Genomic DNA, 23,035 nt, shown 5'->3' on the forward strand with positions numbered 1-23,035 from the left:
GGGTATGGACTTGAAATATAAAAAGGTTTTGGTAGTAGGGCTGGGTGCAAGCGGTAAGGAATCTGCCGCGTTTTTGCTGGAGCGCGGCGCTAAGGTCTCCGTATCCGAATCGGCGGCCCTTAAGGATATCCCTGCAGATAAGCTGGCCTGGATTGAAGAGAACAGGATTCCCTTGGAGGCCGGTGGACATAACATGAAGACCTTCCTTGCGGCCGGGTTGATCGTGGTCAGCCCGGGGGTGCCCCTGGAGATTGAACCCCTTCAGGCGGCAAGGCGCGCCGGTATTCCGGTCATCGGGGAGATAGAGCTGGCTGCCCGTTTCATAGATACGCCTGTCATCGCGGTAACCGGCACTAACGGCAAGAGCACGACTACGGAATTAATCGGGCACATCCTGGCGCATGCGGGCAAAAAGATATTCGTGGGCGGCAACATCGGCCGCCCCTTGATCGGCTATGCGGGGCAGAAACAGGACAGGGATTTTGTGGTGGCGGAGATAAGCAGTTTTCAGCTGGATACTACCGAATTCTTTCGACCCTGGCTGGGGCTCCTTTTGAACATAACCGAGGATCATCTGGATCGTTATCCATCTTTTAATGCCTATATCCTCTCCAAGTTCAGGATTTTTGCCAACCAGACAGCCGGTGACTTTGCCGTTATTAACGATGATGACCCTGTGGTGACGCAGTACGTAAGTAACATACCCTCCCGCATACTCACCTTCAGCCATAAGCCGCACGGCAAAGGGGCCTACACGGAGGGGAACGGGCTGACCTGCCGCCTGGATCAGGAAGCCGGGGAGACATATTCATTGGAGAAGGTCAAACTGACGGGCGAACATAACCTGGAAAACATCATGGCCGCCGTGCTTGCGGCCCGGGTGTGCGGCTGTACGCCATCCGCCATACAGGAGGCCTTGGAGACGTTTGAGGGTCTGCATCACCGTACGGAATTTGTCTGTGAGATTGGCGGCGTGAGCTTTTATGATGATTCCAAGGGAACCAACGTGGGTTCGGTGGTCAAGTCCCTGGCCGGGTTCAACCGGCCGGTCATACTGATTGCCGGCGGCCGGGACAAGGGCGGCAGTTATGCGGTATTGGAAGATATGGTGCGCAATAAAGTGAAGGCGCTTATCCTTATCGGCGAGGCCGGAGAAAAGATACGTCAGACCCTGGGACATCTGACCCGGACTATGGAGGCCGGGACGCTGCCGGAGGCCGTGCGCATGGCCTATGCGGAGTCTGCGCCGGGGGATGTGGTACTCCTCTCCCCGGCCTGCGCGAGTTTTGATATGTTTCGTAGTTATGCGGAGAGGGGAGATATTTTTCAGGAAGCAGCCCGGAGCTTGCCAAAACAGCAGGCCGCCGCGATATGATAGATCCGTTCGAACCTTCGAACGCTTGACATGTATGAAGCAAAGAGAATACGCATCATTGTAGCCGGGGGTGGAACCGGCGGGCATCTTTTCCCGGGGATTGCTGTGGCCAGGGAACTGATGAGCAAAGGAGACGTGAGCATCCTGTTTGTAGGTACGGACAGGAAAATAAACGTAGAGGCCCTGCGCAGGTACGGGTTTTCGTTCAAGACGATACGGGCCGAGGGTATCAAGGGGCGTGGCGTGGTTGGTACGGTTCGGGCTCTGGCCATGGTCCCTTTAGCGATATTACAGACACTGGCTATTTTGAGAGACTTCCGGCCTCATTTAATCCTGGGCGTCGGCGGTTATGTCTCCGGGCCGGTAACCCTTGGAGGTTGGCTTATGGGAATAAAGACCGCGATACAGGAACAGAACTCCATCCCGGGTCTGACTAATCGTATCTTAGGTCGTATTGCAGACCGGGTATTTATCTCTTATCCGGAAAGCGGAGATTATTTCCCCGGACGAAAGGCCATGCTTACCGGGAATCCGGTACGGAAAGATTTACTGGATTCAGTCGGCAAAAATAAGGGGGTGAACGACCGGTTCACCGTCCTTATCCTGGGCGGCAGTCAGGGCGCACACCGCATAAATGAGATTATAACCGCTGGACTGGCCGGTCTGAATGACCTGAAGGAACGACTTTACTTTATTCACCAGACCGGCGAGAAAGACGAGGTCTGGGTAAGAGATGCTTATCGGCAGGCCGGGTTTGAGGCCACAGTCTCCGCATTTATTAATGACATGGGATGGGCCTATGGCCGGGCAAGCGTTGTGGTATGCAGGGCCGGGGCCGGTACTCTGGCTGAATTGACCGCTATCGGGAGGCCTGCCCTGTTAATCCCTTATCCTTATGCGGCCAATAACCATCAGGAGGTAAATGCTCGCTGTCTGGAAAGGGCCGGCGCTGCCAAGGTATATCTACAGGCCGACCTCAGGCCGGATATTCTGGCCGGGGAGATTAAATCGCTGTATGAAGATCAGAGCGCCCTTAAGAATATGGCGGGCCGGTCATTGGCGCTGGGCAAGTCAAACGCCGCTGCGCTTATTGCGGAAGAGTGTCTTAAGATGATAGGTGGCCAGTAAATGTATAAGACCGGTCAACATGTACATTTTGTAGGCATAGGCGGCATCGGCATGAGCGGCATAGCCGAGGTTCTAATCAACCTGGGCTATAAGGTCAGCGGCTCTGATCTGGCCGAGACGGATATTACCCGCCGCCTCAGCAGACTGGGTTGCGCCGTACATAAAGGACATGATCCCAAAAACGTGCATGGGGCCGATGTCCTGGTTACTTCTTCGGCCGTAACCAGGGACAACCCTGAGGTGCAGTATGCCCGGGAGGCTATAATCCCGGTCATCCCGCGAGCGGAGATGCTGGCGGAGTTGATGCGTCTGAAGTACGGCATTGCCGTGGCCGGCGCACACGGCAAGACCACCACCACTTCCATGGTAGCCACGGTACTGGCTCAGGGCGGTCTTGATCCCACGGTGGTTATCGGCGGCAAGCTCAACAGCCTGGGAAGCAACGCCAAGCTGGGACAGGGCAAATTTCTGGTGGCCGAGGCCGATGAGAGCGACGGTTCCTTCATGCAGCTTTCTCCAAGCATTGTGGTGGTAACCAATGTCGATGTCGAACACCTCGACTACTACGGCAACCTGGAGTGCATTAAAACTACCTTCCTCGAATTTATAAATAAAGTGCCCTTTTATGGGATAGCCATCGTCTGCCTGGACGATAACCATATTCCATCTTTTATCCCCTATATTAAAAAACGCCATGCTACCTATGGCCTCAGCGCTCAGGCCGATTTTCAGGCGCGGGATGTCCGCTGGGCAGGGTTGGGAGGACGCTATATTGCTTATCATCTGGGGCAGGAACTTGGAGAGATCAACCTGAACGTCCCCGGCATACATAATGTCTATAATTCCCTGGCGGCGGTGGCCTGCGGTCTGGAACTCGATATACCATTCGCCGACATACAGGCCGCCCTGCAACAATTCAGCGGCGTCCAGCGACGTTTTCAGATCAAAGGGGAAATCAACGGTATTATATTCGTAGATGATTACGGTCATCATCCCACGGAAATTAAGGCCACCCTTACCGCGATGCGACAATGCTGGGAAGAGAAGCGGCTCATCGTCATTTTCCAGCCTCACCGTTACACGCGGACGCAGGCCCTTTTCGAGGATTTTGTGAAGGCCTTTTACCAGACAGACGTGCTCATACTGACCGAGATTTATGCGGCCGGCGAGAAGCCGATCCCGGGTGTGGAGGCAAAAGATCTGTGTGAGAGTATCCGCCGGCAGGGGCATAAGGACGTGCAATTTATACCGGACAGAGCGGCTATAGCCTCTCATCTCGAGTCGATAGTCCGTCCCGGGGATGTGGTCTTGACCCTGGGAGCCGGCAATATCTGGCAGGTAGGAGAAGAGCTGCTGCTGCGGCTTGGAAAATGAACAAAAGGGTAAAAAAGCAATTAGAGAAGTTATGTGACGGCGCGGTACTGTTTGATGAGCCGCTGGCGCGGTGGACATCCCTTAAAGTGGGCGGACCGGCCGGCGCCCTGGTTATGCCCCGCAGTCTCAACGCCCTGGGACAAATCCTGGCATTTGCGCGCCAGGAAGGCGTACCTTATTTTGTTATCGGCCGGGGGACAAATCTGGTAGTTAAAGACCGTGGATTTCACGGTGTAGTTATCTCCCTGAAGATGGGATTCAAAAAGATGACGGTCACGGACTCAAAGGACAGGCCTACCGTTTTGGTTACCGTGGAGGGAGGGGTTTATCTCCCGCAACTGGTTCGGTTTACGGCCAAGGCCGGATTTTCCGGCCTGGAGTTTGCTGCCGGTATCCCCGGCTCAACAGGTGGAGCCATATCCATGAACGCCGGCTCCTGGGGCGGTGAGATAAAAGACCGGTTGCAAGAGATCAGCGTCCTGGATGAGGAAGGAAAAGTCAGGCGATGGGAGAGGAGCCGGCTCTCCTTTGGCTATCGCACTCTTTTAGCCCCTAAAAGGGGCGCCATCCTTTCCGGAACTTTTTGCCTGGAGAGGAGCAATCCCGGGCAGGTTCAGGATATGGTTACCTCTAATCTGGCGCGTAAACGCGCCACCCAGCCCCTTCGTCAGCCCAGCGCCGGTTCTATTTTTAAAAACCCGGCCGGTCTGGCCGCCGGTAAATTGATCGAGATGGCCGGATTAAAGGGTATGCGTTGTGGAGGGGCCTTGGTATCACGGAAGCACGCCAATTTCATAGTCAATACCGGCGGGGCCACGGCCTCGGATATCCTCGGCCTGCTGGGCCTGGTTCGCGATCAGGTCCAGGCCCGCTTTGGAGTGAAATTGGAGCCGGAGGTAGAGATCATTGGTGCGTAGCTATAAAAGGATGCCTCAAAGGGCGGACAGCCGCCGTAAAAGGCGCATAATCTTATTGCTTGGCCTGGCGCTGCTGCTGTCTTTGTCCGCGGGCGGCATCTTTTTGACAAGGACCTGTTGCCGCTGGATGTATCAATCCAGCCTCTTTCGTATTAATTCAGTGCACATTACCGGATGCCAGCGCATTTCCAAGGAAGAGATGCGTAATCTGGCCAATGTGGATATACACAGCAATATACTGGCTATTGATGCGGATAAAATCGGCCGGACACTGGAGACGCACCCCTGGGTCAAACAGGCCGTCGTGCGCAAGGAACTGCCCGACCGCCTTTATATCCGCATCGTGGAAAAACAGCCGGTAGCGCTGCTGCAGGATAACGGGCTTTATTACGTTGATAAAGAGGGCGTAATAATCGCGCGGACAAATCTGGCTGAGAATATGGATTATCCGATTATAACCGGCTTAAAGAAGGGAGATCTGCTCTCTGATTCGGAAAAGGTCGGGCATCTGCGGGAGCTTTTGCCGCTTCTCTATGCCAAAAAGAACGTTGAAGATGTGCTGCCGGCCAGAAATATCTCCGAAATCCACATAGACCCCAGGATGGGCCTGGTTCTACATACAGTAGACGGCCGCTTTCCCATAAGAATGGGGATGGGAGATATGGCAAAAAAATTCAGGCGACTGGAAATGGTCCTTTACGACCTTTATTTGAAGGAGGCCTATAATTCGGTCAGCTATGTGGATTGCGAGTATTATAATGGAAAAATTATGATCCGGAAGACCATCAACCTATCCTAGGGGAATTTAATTATGGATAAAGATCAAGGGGATATTATTGTCGGCTTGGATATCGGCACGACCAAGATCTGTGCGGTAGTAGGAGAAGTAAAAGAAAATACGATAAAGATCGTGGGAGTCGGATCCCATCCGTCTATCGGCCTGCGCAAGGGTGTGGTGGTTAATATTGAAAGCACCGTCAACTCTATCCAGAAGGCCGTAGAAGAAGCAGAATTGATGGCGGGCTGTGAGATAAAGTCCGTCTATGCCGGTATCGCCGGCAGCCACATCAAAGGGTTTAACAGCCACGGCGTGATTGCCATTAAAGGGCGCGAGGTAGGGCAGAATGACATAGACCGGGTGATCGACGCGGCCCGGGCCGTAGCTATACCAATGGACCGCGAAGTCATCCACATCCTGCCGCAGGAATATATTGTAGATGATCAGGACGGCATACTTGACCCCTTAGGCATGACCGGTGTTCGCCTGGAGGCCAAGGTGCACATTATAACCGGGGCCGTTACCTCGGCGCACAACATAATAAAGTGTTGCAACCGGGCCGGACTGGATGTCTGCGATATAGTGCTGGAGTCTCTGGCCTCGGCGGAAGCGGTTTTGAGCAATGAAGAAAAAGACCTGGGGGTGGCGCTGATCGATTTTGGCGGCGGCACCACCGATTTAGCTGTTTTTACCGGCGGCAGTATAAGGCACACCTCGGTGCTGGGTCTGGGCGGCAACAACCTGACCAATGATATTGCCGTGGGCCTGCGCACACCCATGGCCGAGGCGGAAAAAATCAAGGTCAAACACGGTTGTTGTCTGAATACCATGATCCAGAAAGATCAGACCATCGAAGTCCCCAGCGTAGGCGGCAGGAAACCGCGCATCGTCTCGCGCTATATATTGAGTGAGATACTGGAGCCGCGGGTAGAAGAAGTTTTTAGCCTGATTGATCAGGAGATAATCCGTTCCGGTTTTAAGGAGCTTGTTGCCGCGGGTCTGATAGTTACCGGCGGCTCAGCCTTGCTGGAAGGCATACCGGAGATGGCCGAACAGATCTTCAACTTACCGACACGCGTTGGTTATCCCAAGGGCGTTACCGGGCTGGTGGATGTAATAAACAGTCCCATGTATGCGACGGCTGTGGGTCTTCTCATATACGGACTCAATAATGAACCGGAAAGAAAATTCCGCATCCGGGACGAGCATATCTTTAACCGGGTCACAAACCGGATGAAAAGATGGTTCAAAGATAAGATATTATAGCATTCATATATAAAGGGGGTAGGGGGTTATGCTCTTTACGTTTGCAGAAGATGATTACGCGGCGAAAATCAAGGTCTTCGGCATTGGCGGCGGCGGCACAAACGCGGTCAGAAATATGATCAGGTCCGACTTAAAGGGCGTTTGTTTTGTAGCCGCCAACACAGACGCCCAGGCCCTGGAAGTGGCCAGCGCAGACATTAAGATCCAGCTTGGCACGGAAGTAACCCGGGGGCTGGGGGCCGGGGCCGATCCGGACAAGGGCCGCCAGGCCGCCCTGGAGAGTATAGACAAGATACGCGAAGCCCTGGCCGGCAGTGACATGGTCTTCGTTACCGCCGGTATGGGCGGCGGGACCGGCACCGGCGGCGCGCCGATTGTGGCCCAGATCGGTAAGGAGCTGGGCGCCCTCACCGTAGCTGTAGTTACCAAGCCATTTCATTTTGAGGGGAAAAAACGCATGCGGCAGGCCGAAGACGGCATCCGCGAATTAAAAAAACATGTGGATACCCTCATCACTATCCCTAATGACCGCCTCCTGAGTCTTGCAGAAAAGAATGCTACTTTCCTCGAAATGCTGAAAAAGGCCGACGATGTGCTTCTTTATGCCGTAAGAGGGATCTCAGATGTAATTACCGTGCCCGGTCTCATCAACGTGGATTTTGCCGATGTCAGAACCATTATGTCGGAAATGGGCCTGGCCCTCATGGGCACCGGCATTGCCTCCGGCGAAAACCGGGCCATTGAGGCCGCTCAGAAGGCTATTTCCAGCCCCCTCCTGGAAGATATATCCATAAGCGGAGCGCGTGGAGTCTTGATCAACATCTCCTGTAACCAGAGTCTGACCATGGATGAGGTATATGCCGCCTCTTCCCTTATCCAGAAAGAGGCGCATGAAGATGCCAATATCATATTCGGTTCGGTTCTGGATGATGCCTTGGGTGATGAACTCCGCGTCACGGTCATCGCCACCGGCATCCATACAGAGGAAGAAAGCGAGAAGGAGGCATCCCCGCCTCAGACCGTTCTGCCGCGGCTTCAGCCCAGAAAACAGGATGCTCCGGCCCGGCCTTGGCTCGGGAGCAGAGGGCCGTCTTCGTCTCCGGAAGGCCAGACCGTGGAGCGTTTTCAGCCCAGGGCTGTACTGCCCGGAAATACTAACTTACAGCGAAAACGTAGTTTCTCCGATGCCGCGGCCATGGATGAAGAAGAACTGGATGTGCCGACATTTTTGCGCCGGCAGGCGGACTGATTTTGACGATTGCCACAGAGAACACAGAGGCAAAAAAGCGAAGGCGGTAACACCTTAGGTGTTTGAAACCGTCCTACATTCAGAAAAGGCTATTAATCTGGAACTCAGAAAATCAGGAAAAGATAGACCCTCTTTATTTGGGTTTGCACTTCCCTGAGTTTCTGAGTTCCAGATTTGATATGTTTCTTTGCACTTCTTATCATGCATTCTCAAAACGCTAACTTGTTACGAACCTTGAATTTCTTAAAGGAAATCATTGTACAAAAAGCAGATTTTAAGCAAGGAACTTCTCGCCGCCGAAGAGGGAGTAATCAGGAAGAAATGGCACGGTAAATTACCCGTAGCCCTCATTTATCCCAACCATTACCATGTGGGCATGTCCAGCCTGGGCTATCAGGTTGTTTATGCCCTTTTTAATCGGAATCCATACGTGGTCTGTGAACGCGTCTTCCTGCCGGAGGAGGGCGAGCCTCCTGTTTCCATAGAGTCCCGCCGGCCCCTGGCCGATTTTAAGGTCCTGGCATTTTCCCTCTCTTTTGAAAACGATTATCTGAATGTCCTCAAGATTCTCCGGGCCGCGGGCATCCCCATACGGACGGAAGATCGCAGCGATAACCATCCCCTGGTCATGGCCGGGGGGGTAGCAACCTTCCTCAACCCGGAGCCATTGGCCGGATATATAGACTGCTTTTTACTGGGCGAGGGGGAAGAGACCATACCGCCTTTTCTCGATCTGTTGATAGAAACGCAGTTCGCCGGGCGGGGTCGCCGGAAGGCGCTCCGGGAACTGGCCTCCCGCCTTGACGGCCTCTATGTCCCGCAATTTTATCATCCGGGCTACGATAAAAGGGGACGGTTAATATCCTTTGAGCCGGACATAGGACTGCCGCGGAGAGTAAAGAGGATGAGTGTCCCTACAGGAAAGGCCGCCGAAAGACACACTATTATCCTTACCCCCAACACCGAATTTGGAGACAAATTTCTCATCGAGATAGGGAGCGGATGTTCGAGGGGATGTCGTTTCTGCGCAGCGGGGTTTATCTATCGTCCGCCCCGGCCCTGGCCTGAAGAGGTCATAGACAGCGTAATTGCCGGGGCCGGAGATATTGATAAGGTGGGTCTGGTAGGGGTAGAGATTGCCGATGCCGGGGCCATAGAGCGTATTTGCGGGCATCTTATCGCGCACGGTAAGGAGGTCTCGTTTTCGTCTCTGCGGGCGGACTGCCTGACGCCGGAACTCCTGGCTACCCTTAAAACCGCCGGGTTAAAGACGGTTACCATAGCGCCGGACGCCGGATCGGAGCGCCTGCGGCGTGTAATTAATAAGGGACTGGATGAAGACACTATATTGGAGGCCGCCGAGAGACTGTCGCAGTGGGACATCCTGAATCTCAAGCTCTATTTTATGATCGGTCTGCCGACCGAAGAAAGAGGGGATGTGGAGGCCATCGTCCATCTGACCAAGAAGATAAAACATCATGTCCTTAAAGTGGGTCGGGATAAAAGGCGCATGGGCGCCATAACGCTCAGTGTTAACTGTTTTGTGCCCAAGCCCTGGACGCCTTTCCAGTGGGTGGTTATGGATGAACTGGAGTCGTTACAGGATAAAGTCAAGATTATTAAGAATGGATTAAGCCATGAGGGAAACGTTCGAACCACGTTTGATGTGCCCAAGTGGGCTTACGTGCAGGCCCTCCTGGCCAGGGGAGATCGCCGGGTCGGGTCCTTCCTGGAGGCGGCACTAAAGACAGGTAGTTGGAAGAAGGCTTATAAAGAGGCGGACTTAAATCCTGATTTCTTTGTCTCACGCGAGCGGGATCGGGATGAACTCTTTCCCTGGGATTTTATCGATCACGGCATAAATAAAGACTACCTGTGGGAAGAATACCAAAAGGCCCTCAAGGCGGAAAAGACCATCCCCTGCCAGGTGGGAATATGCAAGCGGTGCGGGGTGTGCTGAAACACAAAATGGCAAAGCGCATTGACCCTTAGGTTAAGACGTTAAAGATTTTCTTGACATGGTTATTTATGTGGATTACCATAGCTATGGTAATCCACATACAGGGAGGGCCGATAGTTACTATGAGAACTGTGCAGATGACACTCGATGACGATCTGGTAGAGGCGGTAGACCGTGCTGCGAAACGGCTTCACACATCACGATCGGCTTTTACCAGGGATGCGTTGCGTGATGCGCTCACGCGCTACAGTGTAGCAAGTCTCGAGCAGAAGCACCGCCGGGGATACAAGGCGCAACCCGTCAAGAAGGGCGAGTTCAGCTTGTGGGAAGATGAACAGGCGTGGGGGGGTGAATGAAACGGGGAGAAGTTCGCTGGTACAAGTTCCTCCATCCTGATAAAAAGCGTCCCGTGCTCATACTGACGCGAGATTCCATTCTTGACTATCTCGGTGAAGTCACCATAGCGCCTATTACTACCACCATCAGGGACATCCCAAGCGAGGTCTTTCTTTCTCGACAAGACGGGCTGCCTCACGATTGTGTTGTGAACTGTGATCATATCCAAACTGTATCGAGAGGCAAGATAGGCTCACTCATCACAACTCTCCCGGCAAACAAGATGATTGAAGCCGGACGTGCCATCGCATTTGCACTGAATCTCTGAAAAGGAGAAGGGTTGTCCATTGCTTTATAACTTTAAGGCATTTTCGCTCACTTACTATTCAGTTCCTCGGTCGGTACTGTCAAGATTTTTGTGTAAAATTCTTATTAGCCAATTCTTTTTCGCCCCGGCGAATCTGCCTATGGCATGACAAGAACGGCAGGTTGTTACGCACTTTTCCTATGGGATTAGACCTCCATTGTAGTTCCATCTTCAGACATATAAATGCCAGAAGCCGATAGCAGGAAGACTCACCGGCCAGTATCTCCATAGACCGCGTTCTACGTTTAAATTCTTTATTGAGCCGCTCGATTATATTTGTAGTCCTTAACGAAATCCATTCTTCCTCCGGGCAGATTGAACGTAACAAATTAGCGTTTTGAAAATGCATGATAAAAAGTGCAAAGAAACATATCAAATCTGGAAATCAGGAACTCAGGGAAGTGCAAACCCAAATAAACATGGTCTATCTTTTCCTGATTTTCTGAGTTCCAGATTAAAAGTTTCCCCCCCTGCTCATTAAGGAAAAGGCGGTAATATTTGTATGCCCACGAAACACAAACGATTTAAACTCATTCTGGAGTACGATGGCAGCCGTTACAGTGGCTGGCAGAAGCAGAAGGATGCAAAAACCATCCAGGGGAGTCTCTTGCGGTGCGCAGGCGAACTTTTCGGGGAGCAGGTGGATATTCAGGGCAACGGGCGTACCGATGCCGGCGTCCATGCCCTGGAGTACGTTGCCCACCTGGAGGCAGCGACCGATCTCAGCCCGCAGGAGATCGGTCGGCGGCTCAATGACATTCTACCCCAGGATATAAATGTCCTGAAAGTGGAAAGGGCGGGATCCCAGTTCCATGCCCGTCATGATTGCGTGGGACGCAGTTACCTGTATCAGATTGCCAAGCGTAAAACCGTCTTCTGCAGGCATTACGCCTGGTGGGTGAAAGACCCCCTCAAGGTGCCGGTCATGCGGGAGGCGTCAACCTTACTGACCGGGATGAATGACTTTTCCTCCTTTACCGACCACCAGGCCATCAAGAAGAAGTCTCCCTTGGTTATGGTCAACAATACGTTGCTGCACGAAACTGACGACATCATCCTTTTCCGTATTGTCGGCTCCCATTTCCTCTGGAAGATGATCCGCCGGATCGTCGGCGTGCTGGTTGCCGTGGGGAATGGCAGCCTCAGTGTTGATGAGGTACGGCGTTTTTTTGTGGAGCCGGTGAACTTGAGCCGTTTTACTGCCCCAGCCCACGGCCTCTTCTTTGAGCGTGCCTTTTACAACGATGAAGAGCTAAAAGGATTTATCAGTTCAGAAGAAATCCCGCCCACTTTTTTTTAGTCCATGCTTTTTCGCTTACTTGCCCTTTAACTCCTCGATCCCTTCGGGCGGGGCTCCGGCGCGGTAGGCATCCCGGATGAGGCCCTGGTCAAGCATGAATTGGGCCTTTTTGAGTTTTTCTTCCAGCCCTGGCGTGATTTCCTGCAACCGTTTTAATTCCCGGTAGTCATTCACAGGTTTTTCTGCCCTGGAAGGCGGCCTTCAGTTGTGGGATTGTGAATGATACCCATAACACGTTTTCATCATATTCAATACCATCACATGACCGGCGACTGACTGATTGGATCGCATTCTGATTTTCACAAAAGGATGCTGACAATCACCTTGCCCGTTTAGAATGAGTGGCCAATACCAAAAGTGCTGCAAGGCGGCGCACCCCAGCAAGGGGCACTGGAGCTATGATAATGACAAGGCGTACAATTCCATATGTTGTTGCAGTGTACGATATGCTTGTGGTTGAGCAACAGACCCAGGAAAGGCAGTACTCATATCAGGTCAATCTGACTCAGGCTTTGTCTAAAATGAAAGATACAGTGGTCCTGTTTTTCAACCGCTCGAGTATTTTGGGGCTGATTTCAGATCTCCTTGATTTATTCATTAAAACCATTGAGCCAATCAGGCCCGACAGAAAATTCTCGAGGAAAAAGGGCATCAAAAAACAAGGCTTTTATCCATGCTACAAATCCGTTCGTTAAGTTAATGACATTGAGTCACAGTTCACGAAACCGAAGGCCGCTAAAATGGCTGCTTCACAGATCAGGACCCTAAGAAACCTGAACATACCCCATCAAAAAATCATACCTAATAATATCGACGGAATTTCCTTGCATGTAGAACTGATCTCTAAGAACAACGGACAATCAGTGTCGGTCAAAGACTCCAACTTCCAGTGTTAGAAAGAGTGGCCAGAGGCCCCTCCCACTCCTCCGACACACCAAGTACAGGCCCAACATCTGGCATAGGCGTTGTGAGCGTGACAGTTTAGACAGCTTCCAAGATTACCGCAGTGCGCGTTATGAACGTGGCAACACTGGCAAAATGCTCTGGAGTTTATGCTGCTCCAGATTGCAGGATCGGCTCCGTTTACCGACTTGCGAATGAGGAACGGATTGGGTGAGCCATGGGGCTCATGGCAGTCGGTACAGCAGAGGATGAAATTAATGTAATTGGCTGTAAGGTAGGGGTCTTTTATAGATCCCCAGTTTCTAAGCGTAGGCACAGGCGGATCTCCGCTTGTGCCGCACGTTGCGTCAACCATCCCATCCACGCCCCAGCAGCGCGTAACCGATCCATGGTAATCCGCTTTCAAGTTGTAGGTCCGCGCTGTTTCGGACCAGCCTATCCCATTCACATTTCTAATTAGATTCGAGCTGTAAATAACGTTAGTCGCGTTGTGACAGTCGGAGCAGAATGTCACGTAATCGGGGAGATTGGAGCCGTCGGTCGTAGCAGAAGCATCCGGCTCATATGTATTTGTCGAGTTGTAGCGGTAGGGAGCCTGGTATTGCCCACCGTGGGCCGCGGCATAGTCGCTCATTTTCTCTCCGGCCGAGTCGCCCCAAATATTGTTGCGGTCTGTGGGCCTTACGATCGGGTAGCCGCGCGTGGAAAGGTGGGGATTATGGCAGGCGTTACACGGGTTTGATTCGTTGCCGAAGGTGTCCGGCCATTTTGTCTTTACAAAGTCAAGTACATCCTGGAGATTGTGGGAAGAGCCGGATACGGGGTTAAAGGCATCATAGATATTATTGGGTGTTGCGAGAGTTATATTACCCCCAAACCAGTAACTATAGTTATAGTTTGTTCGTTCAAAGGATACCTGGACTGAACCCGCCCCTTTATGGCAATAGTAGCAAAAGCCCTCTGTCTGACTGGTAAAATTATCCGCGAAGATGGCATATTTTGAGGCGCTTCCTCCGGCTGGATTAGGTTCTTCTCCATCAATACTGGCATGCTGTTCATGGCAGTGGCCACAATGGCCTTTGGTGTAACCAATGGCAGCGGTAGCGCTCCGGTTGACTCCGCAGCCGGTATTCCCATGGGCCGAGTTAAAGTAGGTACCGGCAAAGAGCGCTTCGGCCCCGGATAACAACAGGCCGAGACATAGGAGTATGACGCGGCAACCACCTGGGAACAATTTAAGACGCACGGAGCAGTGCATTGATGTTAGTCTGGAAAACTTTCTTGATATAAGCGTTGTTTTACTTATCGGCATGTTGGCTGAAAGTCAATAAAAAAGTGAATAAAGAATATTTCATATGTGATCAGTGGAAAATAGTTGCGCTGGGGTCAAGTTCTTGCAGGCTTGCGCCGTAAAGTATGGATGAATATACATCCCTGATTGAACGGGCTGTCTGTCACCGTAGGAGGCGTTATGAAGTCTGGCATTGTGTCTTTCTTTTTTCTTTTGGTTCTATGCTGTTACAGCGCCCCGTGTCTCGCTTTTGATCAAAATGCAGGTGGTAATGAGTGCCACCTGACCATACTGTACTCGGGCAATACATGGGGGCATGTCAAACCCTGTCCGGGTTGAGGCGATCGTATGCTGGGCGGTCTGGCCCGGCGGGCAGGGGCTATCAGGCAGATAAGGGAGCGCAGTAATTGTGTTTTATTGCTCGATGCCGGCGACAGCCTCTTTGGACGGTGCAAGTATTCCCCGGGTGAGTTGCCGCTGGCCGGGGAAAGGGCGGAATTCATCTTAGAAAGCTATCTGGACATGGGTTACCAGGCCATAAATATTGGCCTGGAAGACTGGGCGGATGGCGATTTTCTCATGGCCAGGATAAAGGGGAAAAAGTACCCTTTTGTAGCCGCAAATTTAAAAGGCACCGATCCGGCTCTAACTTTGCCTCCATCCTTCGTTGTCATAGATGTTTGTGGGTGTAGGGTAGGTGTCCTAGGCCTTATGAACGATCGAAGAGGACACGTTGAGGGACATCCAGATATTATAGTAAGTGATGCCGGGATCGTGATTAGGGACATTGTTTCCAGGCTGAAGAAGGAGTGTTCCCTTGTGGTGATGCTGTCTAATCTGGGAACCAAGGTGGATACGGACATCGCTAAAGAGATTGACGGCCTGGACATCATTATTGAAAGCGGAAGCGGCGCCTTATGCAAACCATGGAAGATAGAAGATGCCTACATATGTTCTCCTAAGCAGGAAGGCCACTGGTTGGGCCGCTTTGACGTAATCGTGACTCCAGGCGGTGGAATCAAGCAAGTCAGCCATCAGATATTGATACTCGATGAGAGCATTCCGGAAGATGAGAGAATACGCAAGGAAATAGAAAATAGATTTTAACTGCGGAGCAATCGTAACGTGTTTTATCAGGATAAGAGCCGGTTATTACCGGGGTAAGGGCCCAATAAAATGTAAAGGATTTGTGAGAGTTCGTCTAGAGCTCATAAAGAGTCCTCTGATGTAAAGAAGTCTTGATGGAACTCCCGCCGTATTTTCTTATTGTATCCATCAGTCGGAGTAAGGTATTCCTGGCGGGTCCCAGATGCGGATCCAGCTTTAGCGCCATTTTATAAAAATCCAAAGCCTTAGCCAATTGTCCCGTGGCCTCGTAACACATGCCCAGATTAAGATGGATGACTGCTGCATTCGGATCAAGAGCCAGAATCCTCAGCAGGGCCTCTTCGGCCTCTTCGAAATCTCCGCCCTGCCAGTATAGATTTGCCAATACACTCAGGATCTGACAGTATTTCTGGTTCGCGTCCGGGCCTTTCTGAATTTTTTTTAGCTCTTTCAGAAGATTAAGTTCCATTAGCTCTCTTTTTAATGCGCGGTCTTCGGGATTGCTTTTGGCCATGGTCTGAAGTCCCTCTATGGCATGATCATACAATCCCTGAATCTTATACAAACTGACCAGGTCCGGGAGATGGTCTTCACAGTATCCCACTGCTTTCTCAAGTTCCCGCGTGGCTTCTATAAACCGCCTTTGCTTCCAAAAATCCAGAGCGCTGCTATAATTATGGATGCTCCGGTAAGGCGGAGGTCTCAGATTCCTTGGCTCCTTCAATCGGGCGGTAGCATAGGCTATGATGTCTTCAGCACTCGTACGCCCGCTTAACCGGTCCAGACATTTTGGGGCTACTCGGTTTGCCCGGTCTAATTCCAACACTTTTAGAAAGCCCTTTTTTGCCTTAGCGAATTGTAAGGCATTTTCATAACAGGTAGCCATGTTGAGATGATTCATTATGGAATTGGGCTGAAGCCTTACCACTCCTTCCAATTCGGCCAGGGCTAAATCAAAGCTTCCCCTTTCCAGGTAGGCGAGCCCCAGCCTTTGTCTGGCTTCCGGACTATTGGGCAGATAGTTTACCATCCTTTTGACATAGATCAGGTTGAGCCCCTTTCTAATCTTTTCAGAAAGCCAGGGTACAGGCCCAAGTTTAGTTGCAATATCCAACTGCTCTACTGCTTCGTCAAACTTATTCAAACCGAAATAGGCCTTTGCCAGTCCGAAATGGGCATCAATGGATTTGGGTTCTGTTTCGAGGGTCTTCTTAAACCAACCTGTTGCTGCGGAAAAATCTTCAGCGTTCAAGCAGGAGAAGCCCAGATTCTGGTAGATGGTATAGTCTTTGGGATTTTCCGTTAAGGCCCTGAGCAGGATGGCCTTTGAATTATGCGAACAGCCGAGCATATCACGGGCTACTTCAGACACCGGATTCAGTTCCAGTACTCGCCGGTACATCATATTTGCCAGGTGAAACTGACCGTCGAGTTCGAGGAGTCGTCCAGCCAGTATATAATCCCTCTCCATAATATAGCGTTTCAAGGCGAGATCACCGGGACCGGTCTTTAGATATCGAACTATATCGCCCCGCCTGACCAGAAGCTCTTGCAAGATTCTTTTCACTCCCCGATGTCGTTCCACAGGGCCAAAGTATTTCTTGGCTGCTGCGTATTCCAGATAGGAATTATCATCCGTGTTGCATAGTCCCTTCTGCCCGATGAGCTGCAAAATACCTTCATTGTCTAACAAAAAGAAACTTAGCAACTGCCGACAATCGAGGACTGAGATGGCAGCCAGGTCCTCCCGAATCGCTTTCCGGTTGAAATGCTGTTCCAGTTTGCGCAAGTCTATGGAGAGAGGCTGCATCATTCCCATAAGGATGCACCATTCGTTGCGGCCAGCCGGTGTATGCCAGAGATACACGTGGGGGAAAACCGTTTTCATAGATCGGAGAATCACCTTGAAATCCTCCGGAGTAAGCTCGTAGAGAGGTGCCCAGGTAGAGAATATTCCACCAGTTCTGAGTTTCTCTTTGCAAAGGCGAAAGTATTCTACGGTATAAAGCGACCCGTTGCCGGCGATAGTTGGATGAATGGAATCAGAGAGTATAACATCGTATCTTCGGGTTCCTCTCACTAAAAAACTTCGCACATCATCTATGACCAAGTTCAGTTTGGACTTATCGAGGACCTTCTGATTCACATCCGTAAAAAAACCAACGGCGTCTATCACTTCCGGGGAAATTTCCACACTATCTACGTGGCCTATATTGTGCCGGGTTACGGAACAGGCTGTCTCACCGCTTCCAAACCCGATTTGCAGGATTTCCCGGGCCTGGCTATGTATCAGGAGCGGAATATGAGCCTGCAGCTTTTGAGATGTCCTGAACTTGAAGTCCGTCCCAGAGACATTTGCTCCATTTATGGCCAGTTGCAGAGAGTAGTCAGGCAACCGGTGCACGGTAACGGTTCCGCCGACCCCCTCCCTTGCGAAGACAGTCCTGATTTCTTCATTCCCTTTAGAAAATATAGAGATAAAAGCGTCTTGATCCATCCAGAAGTAGCCGCCCAGAAACAAGAAGGCTGCGGTGACTTGTGCAAAAATTACCCTTACTCTGCGATCCAGGCACCGCATTAGAATCAAAGCCGCTACGATGATGTTGAGCAAAGCTATGAAAATCAGACTCCGCCTTGTACCTATAACAGGCAAGAAAATCAGACCGGCCATGATGGCACCAAGGATGGCCCCGATCGTATTTGCCGAGTAAATTGTCCCGATTTTGTGCCCTATTTCCTTTAGATTGTCGGTATAGATACGGCTTGCCATGGGGAAGGTGGCACCGAGAAAAACGGAGGGTGCGAAAACCAATGACAGACAGGCGAGGGCAAAATAGGTCATACTGCGCCAGTATGGATCAGGAATAAGTTCAACATAATCTTTGGCGAATTCCTGGAGAGAATTCAATCTCACGACTAAAGGAATCGAAAGGACAGAGATGAAGGCGAGCGTAATTTGCAGTCCGGCGAGAGTTTGCCTGAGGGGTCTGATCTTGTCGGCCAGGAAACTCCCGATATAACTCCCCACGGCAAACCCCAGCAAAAAAAGCGTAAGCATGGTTGAAAAGGTATATACCAGTACCCCTGGCGAGAAAAAGACCAGTACCCTGGTCCAGACTATTTCGTAAGCCAGGCCGGTAAAACCCGAAAGCCCTATAGCCCAGACTATCATGTTGTCCGGTCCGAATTTGCTTTTCTGGTTACCATAGCTCATGCGCCCGGTTCTATTTGAAGAAGCGGTCGCCAATGGGATTTCGACGTTGCTGTATCTATGGAGACCAAACGAGAGTAGTCCGGCTATTGCGGCTACTCCAAAATTCATGCCGACTGTGAGATGCGTCGTGCCTTGGATACCAAAGACCTCTATGAGAAAGAAACCACCTATGAAGCAACCAACAACTGCGCCCAAGGTATTTGCCGCATAGAGTTCACCCGTGATGCGGCCAATCTTATCATTACTGGTTGCAGCGAACCGGCACAGGATGGGAAGTGTCCCTCCCATTAAAGTAGTAGGAGCAAGGATCAAAATGAAACAGAAAACAATTTGAGCCAGCCGGAACGAAAAGGGAGTGTTTCCCATGAAGCGGCAGATCCATATATAGACCGGGATAAGGGCTGAGAAGAGAAAAGGCAGGCTAAGGGCCAGGAAGGCGATAGCTGCTTCGATAATGGCATAGGTCAGAAGCGGTCTGTTTTTCCGGTCGATAAGCTTGCCTAATTTATAGCTGCCTATAGCCAGCCCTGCCATGAATGCGGCCAGGATAATACTGGCGGCAAAAGTAGTATTTCCCAGAATCCGCGCCAGTATCTTCACCCACAATACTTCATAGATGAGGGCGCAGGTCCCGGAAAGAAAAAACAATACGTATACCGCCCGTCTAATCCATTCTCTGCCGGACATAAGGTATCAGCAATAAGTAAAGTTCATCGACATCTTAAAGCCTGTCATATCTGTTTTTCGGCTTTTGTAAACTAATGGATAAAAGTTTAGTAAGCCCTTTTGTCCGGGCTTATGCATGCGGGACTTACCCATTTTCTTGGCAGGAGAGCATTACGAGCGTGGCCAAGGAGAGGTTAATCATCGCAACGGCTCTTATGATCGTAATTTTACCTTAAAAGGAATTGGTGAGGTACAAGCTAAATCAGTTGGAGGTGCTAAAATGAATGTCCGTGAACTCCGCCCGCTCCTACGCACCAGGTGCAGGCCCAACACCTGACGTAGGCGGTGTGATAATGGCAGTTAAGGCAAGACCCTGTGCCGCCACAATGGGAATTGTGGTTATGGCAGGCGAGGCAAAGGGATCTGGAATGTGGAGCGCTCCAACTCGCTACAGTGACCCCGTTGACGGATTTTCGGAGAAGATAGGGACTGGGCGACCCATGCGGTTCATGACAGTCGGTACAACAGAGGATGAAATTAATGTAATTGGCCGCATGGTAAGGGTCTTTCAGGCTGCCCCAGTTGGAACAGCCCGGCTCTGCACATCCGCATCCTTGGTCGGTAGTGTTCCCATCCACACCAAAACAGCGGGTGATGGACCCGTGATAATCACCGGGCAGGTAACATGTTCGCTGCGTTTGACCAAAATCGACTTTTTTGAGGTTCCTGCCCAGTGTCGTACTATAGATGTCATTTGTCGCATTGTGACAATCAGAGCAAAAGGTCACATAATCCGGCAGATTAGAACCATCGGTAGTGGACGAGCCATCAGGTTCATAGGTGGAGGTGGTATTATAGCGGTATGGGGCATGATACTGCCCGCCATGGGCAGTGGCATAATCACTCATTTTCTCCCCGGATTCGTCTCCCCAAATGTTATTTCGATCAGTTGGTCTTACAATGGGACCACAGCGTTTGGCCAGATGCGGATTGTGACAGGCGTTACAGGGATTGGATTCGTTGCCGAAGGTGTCCGGCCACTTTGTCTTTACAAAGTCAAGTACATCCTGGAGATTGTGGGAAGAGCCGGATACGGGGTTAAAGGTATCATAGATATTATTAGGTGTGGCGAGTGTCGTATTTCCCCCAAACCAGTAACTATAGCTATAATTTGTCCGGTCGAAGGATACCTGCACCGAACCCGCCCCTTTATGGCAATAGTAGCAAAAGCCCTCTGTCTGACTGGTAAAATTATCCGCGAAGATGGCATATTTTGAGGCGCTTCCTCCGGCTGGATTAGGCTCTTCTCCATCAATACTGCCATGCTGTTCGTGGCAGTGGCCACAATGGCCTTGGGTGTAACCAATGGTAGCGGTCGCGCTCCGGTTGACCCCATAACTAGTATTTCCATGGGCCGAGTTAAGGTAGGTACCGGCAAAAAGTGGAAGGGACTTGCACAGGAATATGCTGAGACAAAGAGAAAGGGCACAGACCGGGAGGCTCAACCATAGTTTCTTACGACGCGGCACTATAACCCTCACTGAAGACAGGAAGTTATGACGGGAACATCTTTAATTACTTATCGGCAATATTGCAGCAAGGATTAAGCCTTGTCCCGGGCTAGAGCTGATCGTCCTTTGCGGTATGGCAGACGTAGCACCCGGTTTCCTTTGCCATGTTTTCGTAATTCCACCTTAGCATGTCAGGATAAGGGCTGCCATGGGCCCGGTGACAGGAGAGGCACATGACCCTGTCCACTCCCGGGGTTACGGTGCCGGAAACGATACTTACAACCGGACGGGAGACCGGCGTCTGGGGATTATAGGCGGTGTAGGCGGCATATTCGCCCCCGTTGGGTATCTCGGTATCTCCGGCCGGATGTCTCAGCCAGCTTCCGGCCGCATCCCGGTTGCGGTTCTGCAGGTCCCAACTGTGATAGTCCCGGTGACACCCGGCGCAGAAGTCGCTGATACCCATAGGATTTGCAGAGCCCGGAGAGCATGGAGCAGCGGGTTTATCCGCGTCCCGGTACTCATTGTGATCTGCCTGGCCCACCGTCAGTTCCCAGTCAGGGTCTTCAATCCCTTCCACTCCCGGTCGGCTGGAATGCGGCGGGATATCCCATACCCAGCTCGGCCTGCCCAGGAAGCGATAACACCCGTTTTCTTCTTTTACCACGCCGCCCGGAGTCTGGTCCGGGGCGTGATGTCTGGGCACATGGCAACCTATACACCCATTGCCCTGGATAGGATAATGGAACCAGTCGTATCCGGGGCCAAGCCGGATGCTGGCGAGAGATGCGTGGCATCCGCCGAATCCGCAGCCGACGCCTGTTTCCGAGGAACCCGGCGCCGAAGATAGGGTTTGATCCACGCTTATCACATTGTGCCCGTAATTGTCGCCGTTATGTTGAACGTAGTAGAAGTTTCCCCCAGCCGTCATCTGCGCGGGTTCAACCGTATTGTAAACAATAGGGATCGTACTCTCCCCAAGTGGCTTTGTCGGGGAACCGCCGGTTGAGGAGTGGCAGCCAATGCACGTTGTGTTCAGCAAGTTGTAGCCCGGACCCCCGCGCTTTGCACTTTCCGTGTATATTTCCGCACCGTTTTGCGAATTGTGCATGGTGTGGCAATTCGCACAGGCGCCTTTTACAGACGCCCAACTTGCTGCAGGAATAAACAGCAAAAGGGCCGATAAGAGAAGCAGGATCATACAAACATGGTTTTTTGAAGAAGTCAGACGCATGCCGAAAGCTTACGCAATATATATGCCAAATTTATTGCTGTGAGGGAAATTGTTTATCCGCGCGATCTTGCAAGGATTTTGATCTAATATTCTAAAATGTTATGAATTACAAGTAAAAAAACACGGTCTTGTGGAAGAGTATTTCCCTCGGTTGAGAAAAACTTTTCACACTATTGGATAATAGACTTCCATTTGCGCTTTTTCCTAAAACTAGACCGCAAAAGGTGAGTGGACCTGTATTTGTTTCTATGGGTGAGCAAAGGGCAACAACTACGTCAGTGACAGGTATTGTTGCTGTTATGAGTTGGTTGAACGCAAGTCCGATGTGACTCGTCCCTTGGTTACTTACTCTTCAGTTCCTCAATCCATTCCGGCGGGGCGCCGGCGCGGTAGGCATCCCGGATGAGGTTCTCTTCAAGCATGTACTTGGCCTTTTGAAGTTTTTCTTCCAGTCCCGGCGTGATCTCCTGCAACCGTTTTAATTCCCGGTAGTCATCAATGAGCGGGCCCTGGTTAAGGATGATACCCTCTTCTGTGCGTGTTCCCTGCCTTACCCTTCCCCGGCGTAAGGTCGCTATATCCTCATTATTTTTTTTAACTTGCTCGGTTAACCGCTTGACCTCATCCTGCCACTTTTTCTTTTGCCCCAGCCACCATTCTTTATTCTGTCCCCTGACATCGGTGCGGGTATCCGGCTTTTCCTCCGATGATACATGCGGCAGCGCAGGTAATACGGACGGCGCTACTGATTTCTCCGGTGCGGGTGGCGGGGATAGCCGCCTATCTATGGTTTTTTGCTCTGCGCGGCCTTTAAATTTGGAAGGTACATTTCCTGGATTATCTGTGTAATGTACTACGCCCTTCTCGTCTGTCCATTTATATATCGTACCTTGGGCGAAGGAAACAGATGCAGAAATCACACAGACGGTAGCGATAACCAGCTTAAACCAAAAGGATATTTTCATCTGAAAATCTCCCTGTATCCCCCTTTTCCAAAGGGGGAATTGATGGGACCCCGTCTTTCCCCAAAGGGGGGCTTAAGGAATGCCCCCGTTTTAG

The 23,035-nt window shown here is 51.3% G+C and carries 20 protein-coding genes; 13 read left to right on the forward strand and 7 right to left on the reverse strand.

Annotated elements, in window-relative coordinates; genetic code table 11:
• The first annotated feature begins 4 nt into the window (after window positions 1-4).
• From murD to PHT49_06485, 10 genes are all read left to right on the forward strand, one after another.
• A complete protein-coding gene (gene murD, locus PHT49_06440) occupies window positions 5-1,375 on the forward strand; it encodes a UDP-N-acetylmuramoyl-L-alanine--D-glutamate ligase (GenBank protein MDD5451519.1) in 1,371 nt (456 codons plus the stop codon).
• Between the two features lie 30 nt (window positions 1,376-1,405).
• On the forward strand, window positions 1,406-2,503 hold the full coding sequence (murG, locus tag PHT49_06445; GenBank protein ID MDD5451520.1) for an undecaprenyldiphospho-muramoylpentapeptide beta-N-acetylglucosaminyltransferase: 1,098 nt from the start codon (window positions 1,406-1,408) through the stop codon (window positions 2,501-2,503).
• Window positions 2,504-3,877 (forward strand): UDP-N-acetylmuramate--L-alanine ligase, encoded by a 1,374-nt coding sequence (murC, locus tag PHT49_06450; protein MDD5451521.1) that lies wholly within the window; start codon window positions 2,504-2,506, stop codon window positions 3,875-3,877.
• Entirely contained in the window at window positions 3,874-4,794 is a 921-nt protein-coding gene (murB, locus tag PHT49_06455) for a UDP-N-acetylmuramate dehydrogenase (GenBank protein ID MDD5451522.1), read from the forward strand. The genes murC and murB overlap by 4 nt, the downstream gene beginning before the upstream one ends.
• Window positions 4,787-5,593 (forward strand): FtsQ-type POTRA domain-containing protein, encoded by an 807-nt coding sequence (locus PHT49_06460; protein MDD5451523.1) that lies wholly within the window; start codon window positions 4,787-4,789, stop codon window positions 5,591-5,593. The genes murB and PHT49_06460 overlap by 8 nt, the downstream gene beginning before the upstream one ends.
• 12 nt (window positions 5,594-5,605) lie before the next feature.
• Window positions 5,606-6,838 carry a cell division protein FtsA gene (gene ftsA, locus PHT49_06465; protein MDD5451524.1) on the forward strand — a complete coding sequence of 411 codons (1,233 nt, stop codon included), beginning with the start codon at window positions 5,606-5,608 and terminating at the stop codon, window positions 6,836-6,838.
• A gap of 28 nt (window positions 6,839-6,866) precedes the next feature.
• Window positions 6,867-8,087 carry a cell division protein FtsZ gene (gene ftsZ / locus PHT49_06470; protein MDD5451525.1) on the forward strand — a complete coding sequence of 407 codons (1,221 nt, stop codon included), beginning with the start codon at window positions 6,867-6,869 and terminating at the stop codon, window positions 8,085-8,087.
• A 256-nt stretch (window positions 8,088-8,343) separates the two neighbouring features.
• Entirely contained in the window at window positions 8,344-10,047 is a 1,704-nt protein-coding gene (locus PHT49_06475) for a radical SAM protein (GenBank protein MDD5451526.1), read from the forward strand.
• Between the two features lie 68 nt (window positions 10,048-10,115).
• The gene (locus PHT49_06480; protein MDD5451527.1) at window positions 10,116-10,403 is read left to right on the forward strand and encodes a ribbon-helix-helix domain-containing protein; all 288 of its coding nucleotides are present in this window, start codon (window positions 10,116-10,118) and stop codon (window positions 10,401-10,403) included.
• Complete coding sequence (locus PHT49_06485; GenBank protein MDD5451528.1) at window positions 10,400-10,711, forward strand: type II toxin-antitoxin system PemK/MazF family toxin; 312 nt, start codon at window positions 10,400-10,402, stop codon at window positions 10,709-10,711. Before PHT49_06480 ends, PHT49_06485 begins: the two co-directional genes overlap by 4 nt.
• Before the next feature lie 79 nt (window positions 10,712-10,790).
• Here PHT49_06485 and PHT49_06490 read toward each other — a convergent pair whose 3' ends face one another.
• Window positions 10,791-11,099, reverse strand: a complete 309-nt coding sequence (locus PHT49_06490; GenBank protein ID MDD5451529.1) for a transposase — start codon at window positions 11,097-11,099, stop codon at window positions 10,791-10,793.
• A gap of 153 nt (window positions 11,100-11,252) precedes the next feature.
• On the opposite strand from PHT49_06490, the gene truA reads away from it, so the two are divergent.
• On the forward strand, window positions 11,253-12,050 hold the full coding sequence (gene truA / locus PHT49_06495; protein ID MDD5451530.1) for a tRNA pseudouridine(38-40) synthase TruA: 798 nt from the start codon (window positions 11,253-11,255) through the stop codon (window positions 12,048-12,050).
• Between the two features lie 15 nt (window positions 12,051-12,065).
• Here the strand turns inward: truA and PHT49_06500 are convergent, their stop codons facing one another.
• The gene (locus tag PHT49_06500; protein MDD5451531.1) at window positions 12,066-12,224 is read right to left on the reverse strand and encodes a hypothetical protein; all 159 of its coding nucleotides are present in this window, start codon (window positions 12,222-12,224) and stop codon (window positions 12,066-12,068) included.
• 167 nt (window positions 12,225-12,391) lie between these two features.
• Between PHT49_06500 and PHT49_06505 the strand changes: the two genes are divergently transcribed.
• Window positions 12,392-12,745, forward strand: a complete 354-nt coding sequence (locus PHT49_06505) for a hypothetical protein (protein MDD5451532.1) — start codon at window positions 12,392-12,394, stop codon at window positions 12,743-12,745.
• Between the two features lie 197 nt (window positions 12,746-12,942).
• Here the strand turns inward: PHT49_06505 and PHT49_06510 are convergent, their stop codons facing one another.
• Complete coding sequence (locus tag PHT49_06510) at window positions 12,943-14,199, reverse strand: cytochrome c3 family protein (GenBank protein MDD5451533.1); 1,257 nt, start codon at window positions 14,197-14,199, stop codon at window positions 12,943-12,945.
• Between the two features lie 393 nt (window positions 14,200-14,592).
• On the opposite strand from PHT49_06510, the gene PHT49_06515 reads away from it, so the two are divergent.
• On the forward strand, window positions 14,593-15,351 hold the full coding sequence (locus tag PHT49_06515; GenBank protein MDD5451534.1) for a hypothetical protein: 759 nt from the start codon (window positions 14,593-14,595) through the stop codon (window positions 15,349-15,351).
• A gap of 94 nt (window positions 15,352-15,445) precedes the next feature.
• Here the strand turns inward: PHT49_06515 and PHT49_06520 are convergent, their stop codons facing one another.
• The 4 genes from PHT49_06520 to PHT49_06535 form a co-directional block, all read right to left on the reverse strand.
• Window positions 15,446-19,252 carry a fused MFS/spermidine synthase gene (locus tag PHT49_06520; GenBank protein ID MDD5451535.1) on the reverse strand — a complete coding sequence of 1,269 codons (3,807 nt, stop codon included), beginning with the start codon at window positions 19,250-19,252 and terminating at the stop codon, window positions 15,446-15,448.
• Between the two features lie 254 nt (window positions 19,253-19,506).
• Entirely contained in the window at window positions 19,507-20,760 is a 1,254-nt protein-coding gene (locus tag PHT49_06525) for a cytochrome c3 family protein (protein MDD5451536.1), read from the reverse strand.
• A gap of 91 nt (window positions 20,761-20,851) precedes the next feature.
• Window positions 20,852-21,976: a cytochrome c3 family protein gene (locus PHT49_06530; protein MDD5451537.1), complete on the reverse strand. Its 1,125-nt coding sequence runs from the start codon at window positions 21,974-21,976 to the stop codon at window positions 20,852-20,854.
• Window positions 21,977-22,317: 341 nt separating this feature from the next.
• Window positions 22,318-22,941 carry a DUF4124 domain-containing protein gene (locus PHT49_06535; GenBank protein ID MDD5451538.1) on the reverse strand — a complete coding sequence of 208 codons (624 nt, stop codon included), beginning with the start codon at window positions 22,939-22,941 and terminating at the stop codon, window positions 22,318-22,320.
• Window positions 22,942-23,035: the final 94 nt, after the last annotated feature.

Source organism: Desulfovibrionales bacterium, from assembly GCA_028715605.1.
In the GTDB taxonomy this organism is placed as follows: domain Bacteria; phylum Desulfobacterota; class QYQD01; order QYQD01; family QYQD01; genus QYQD01.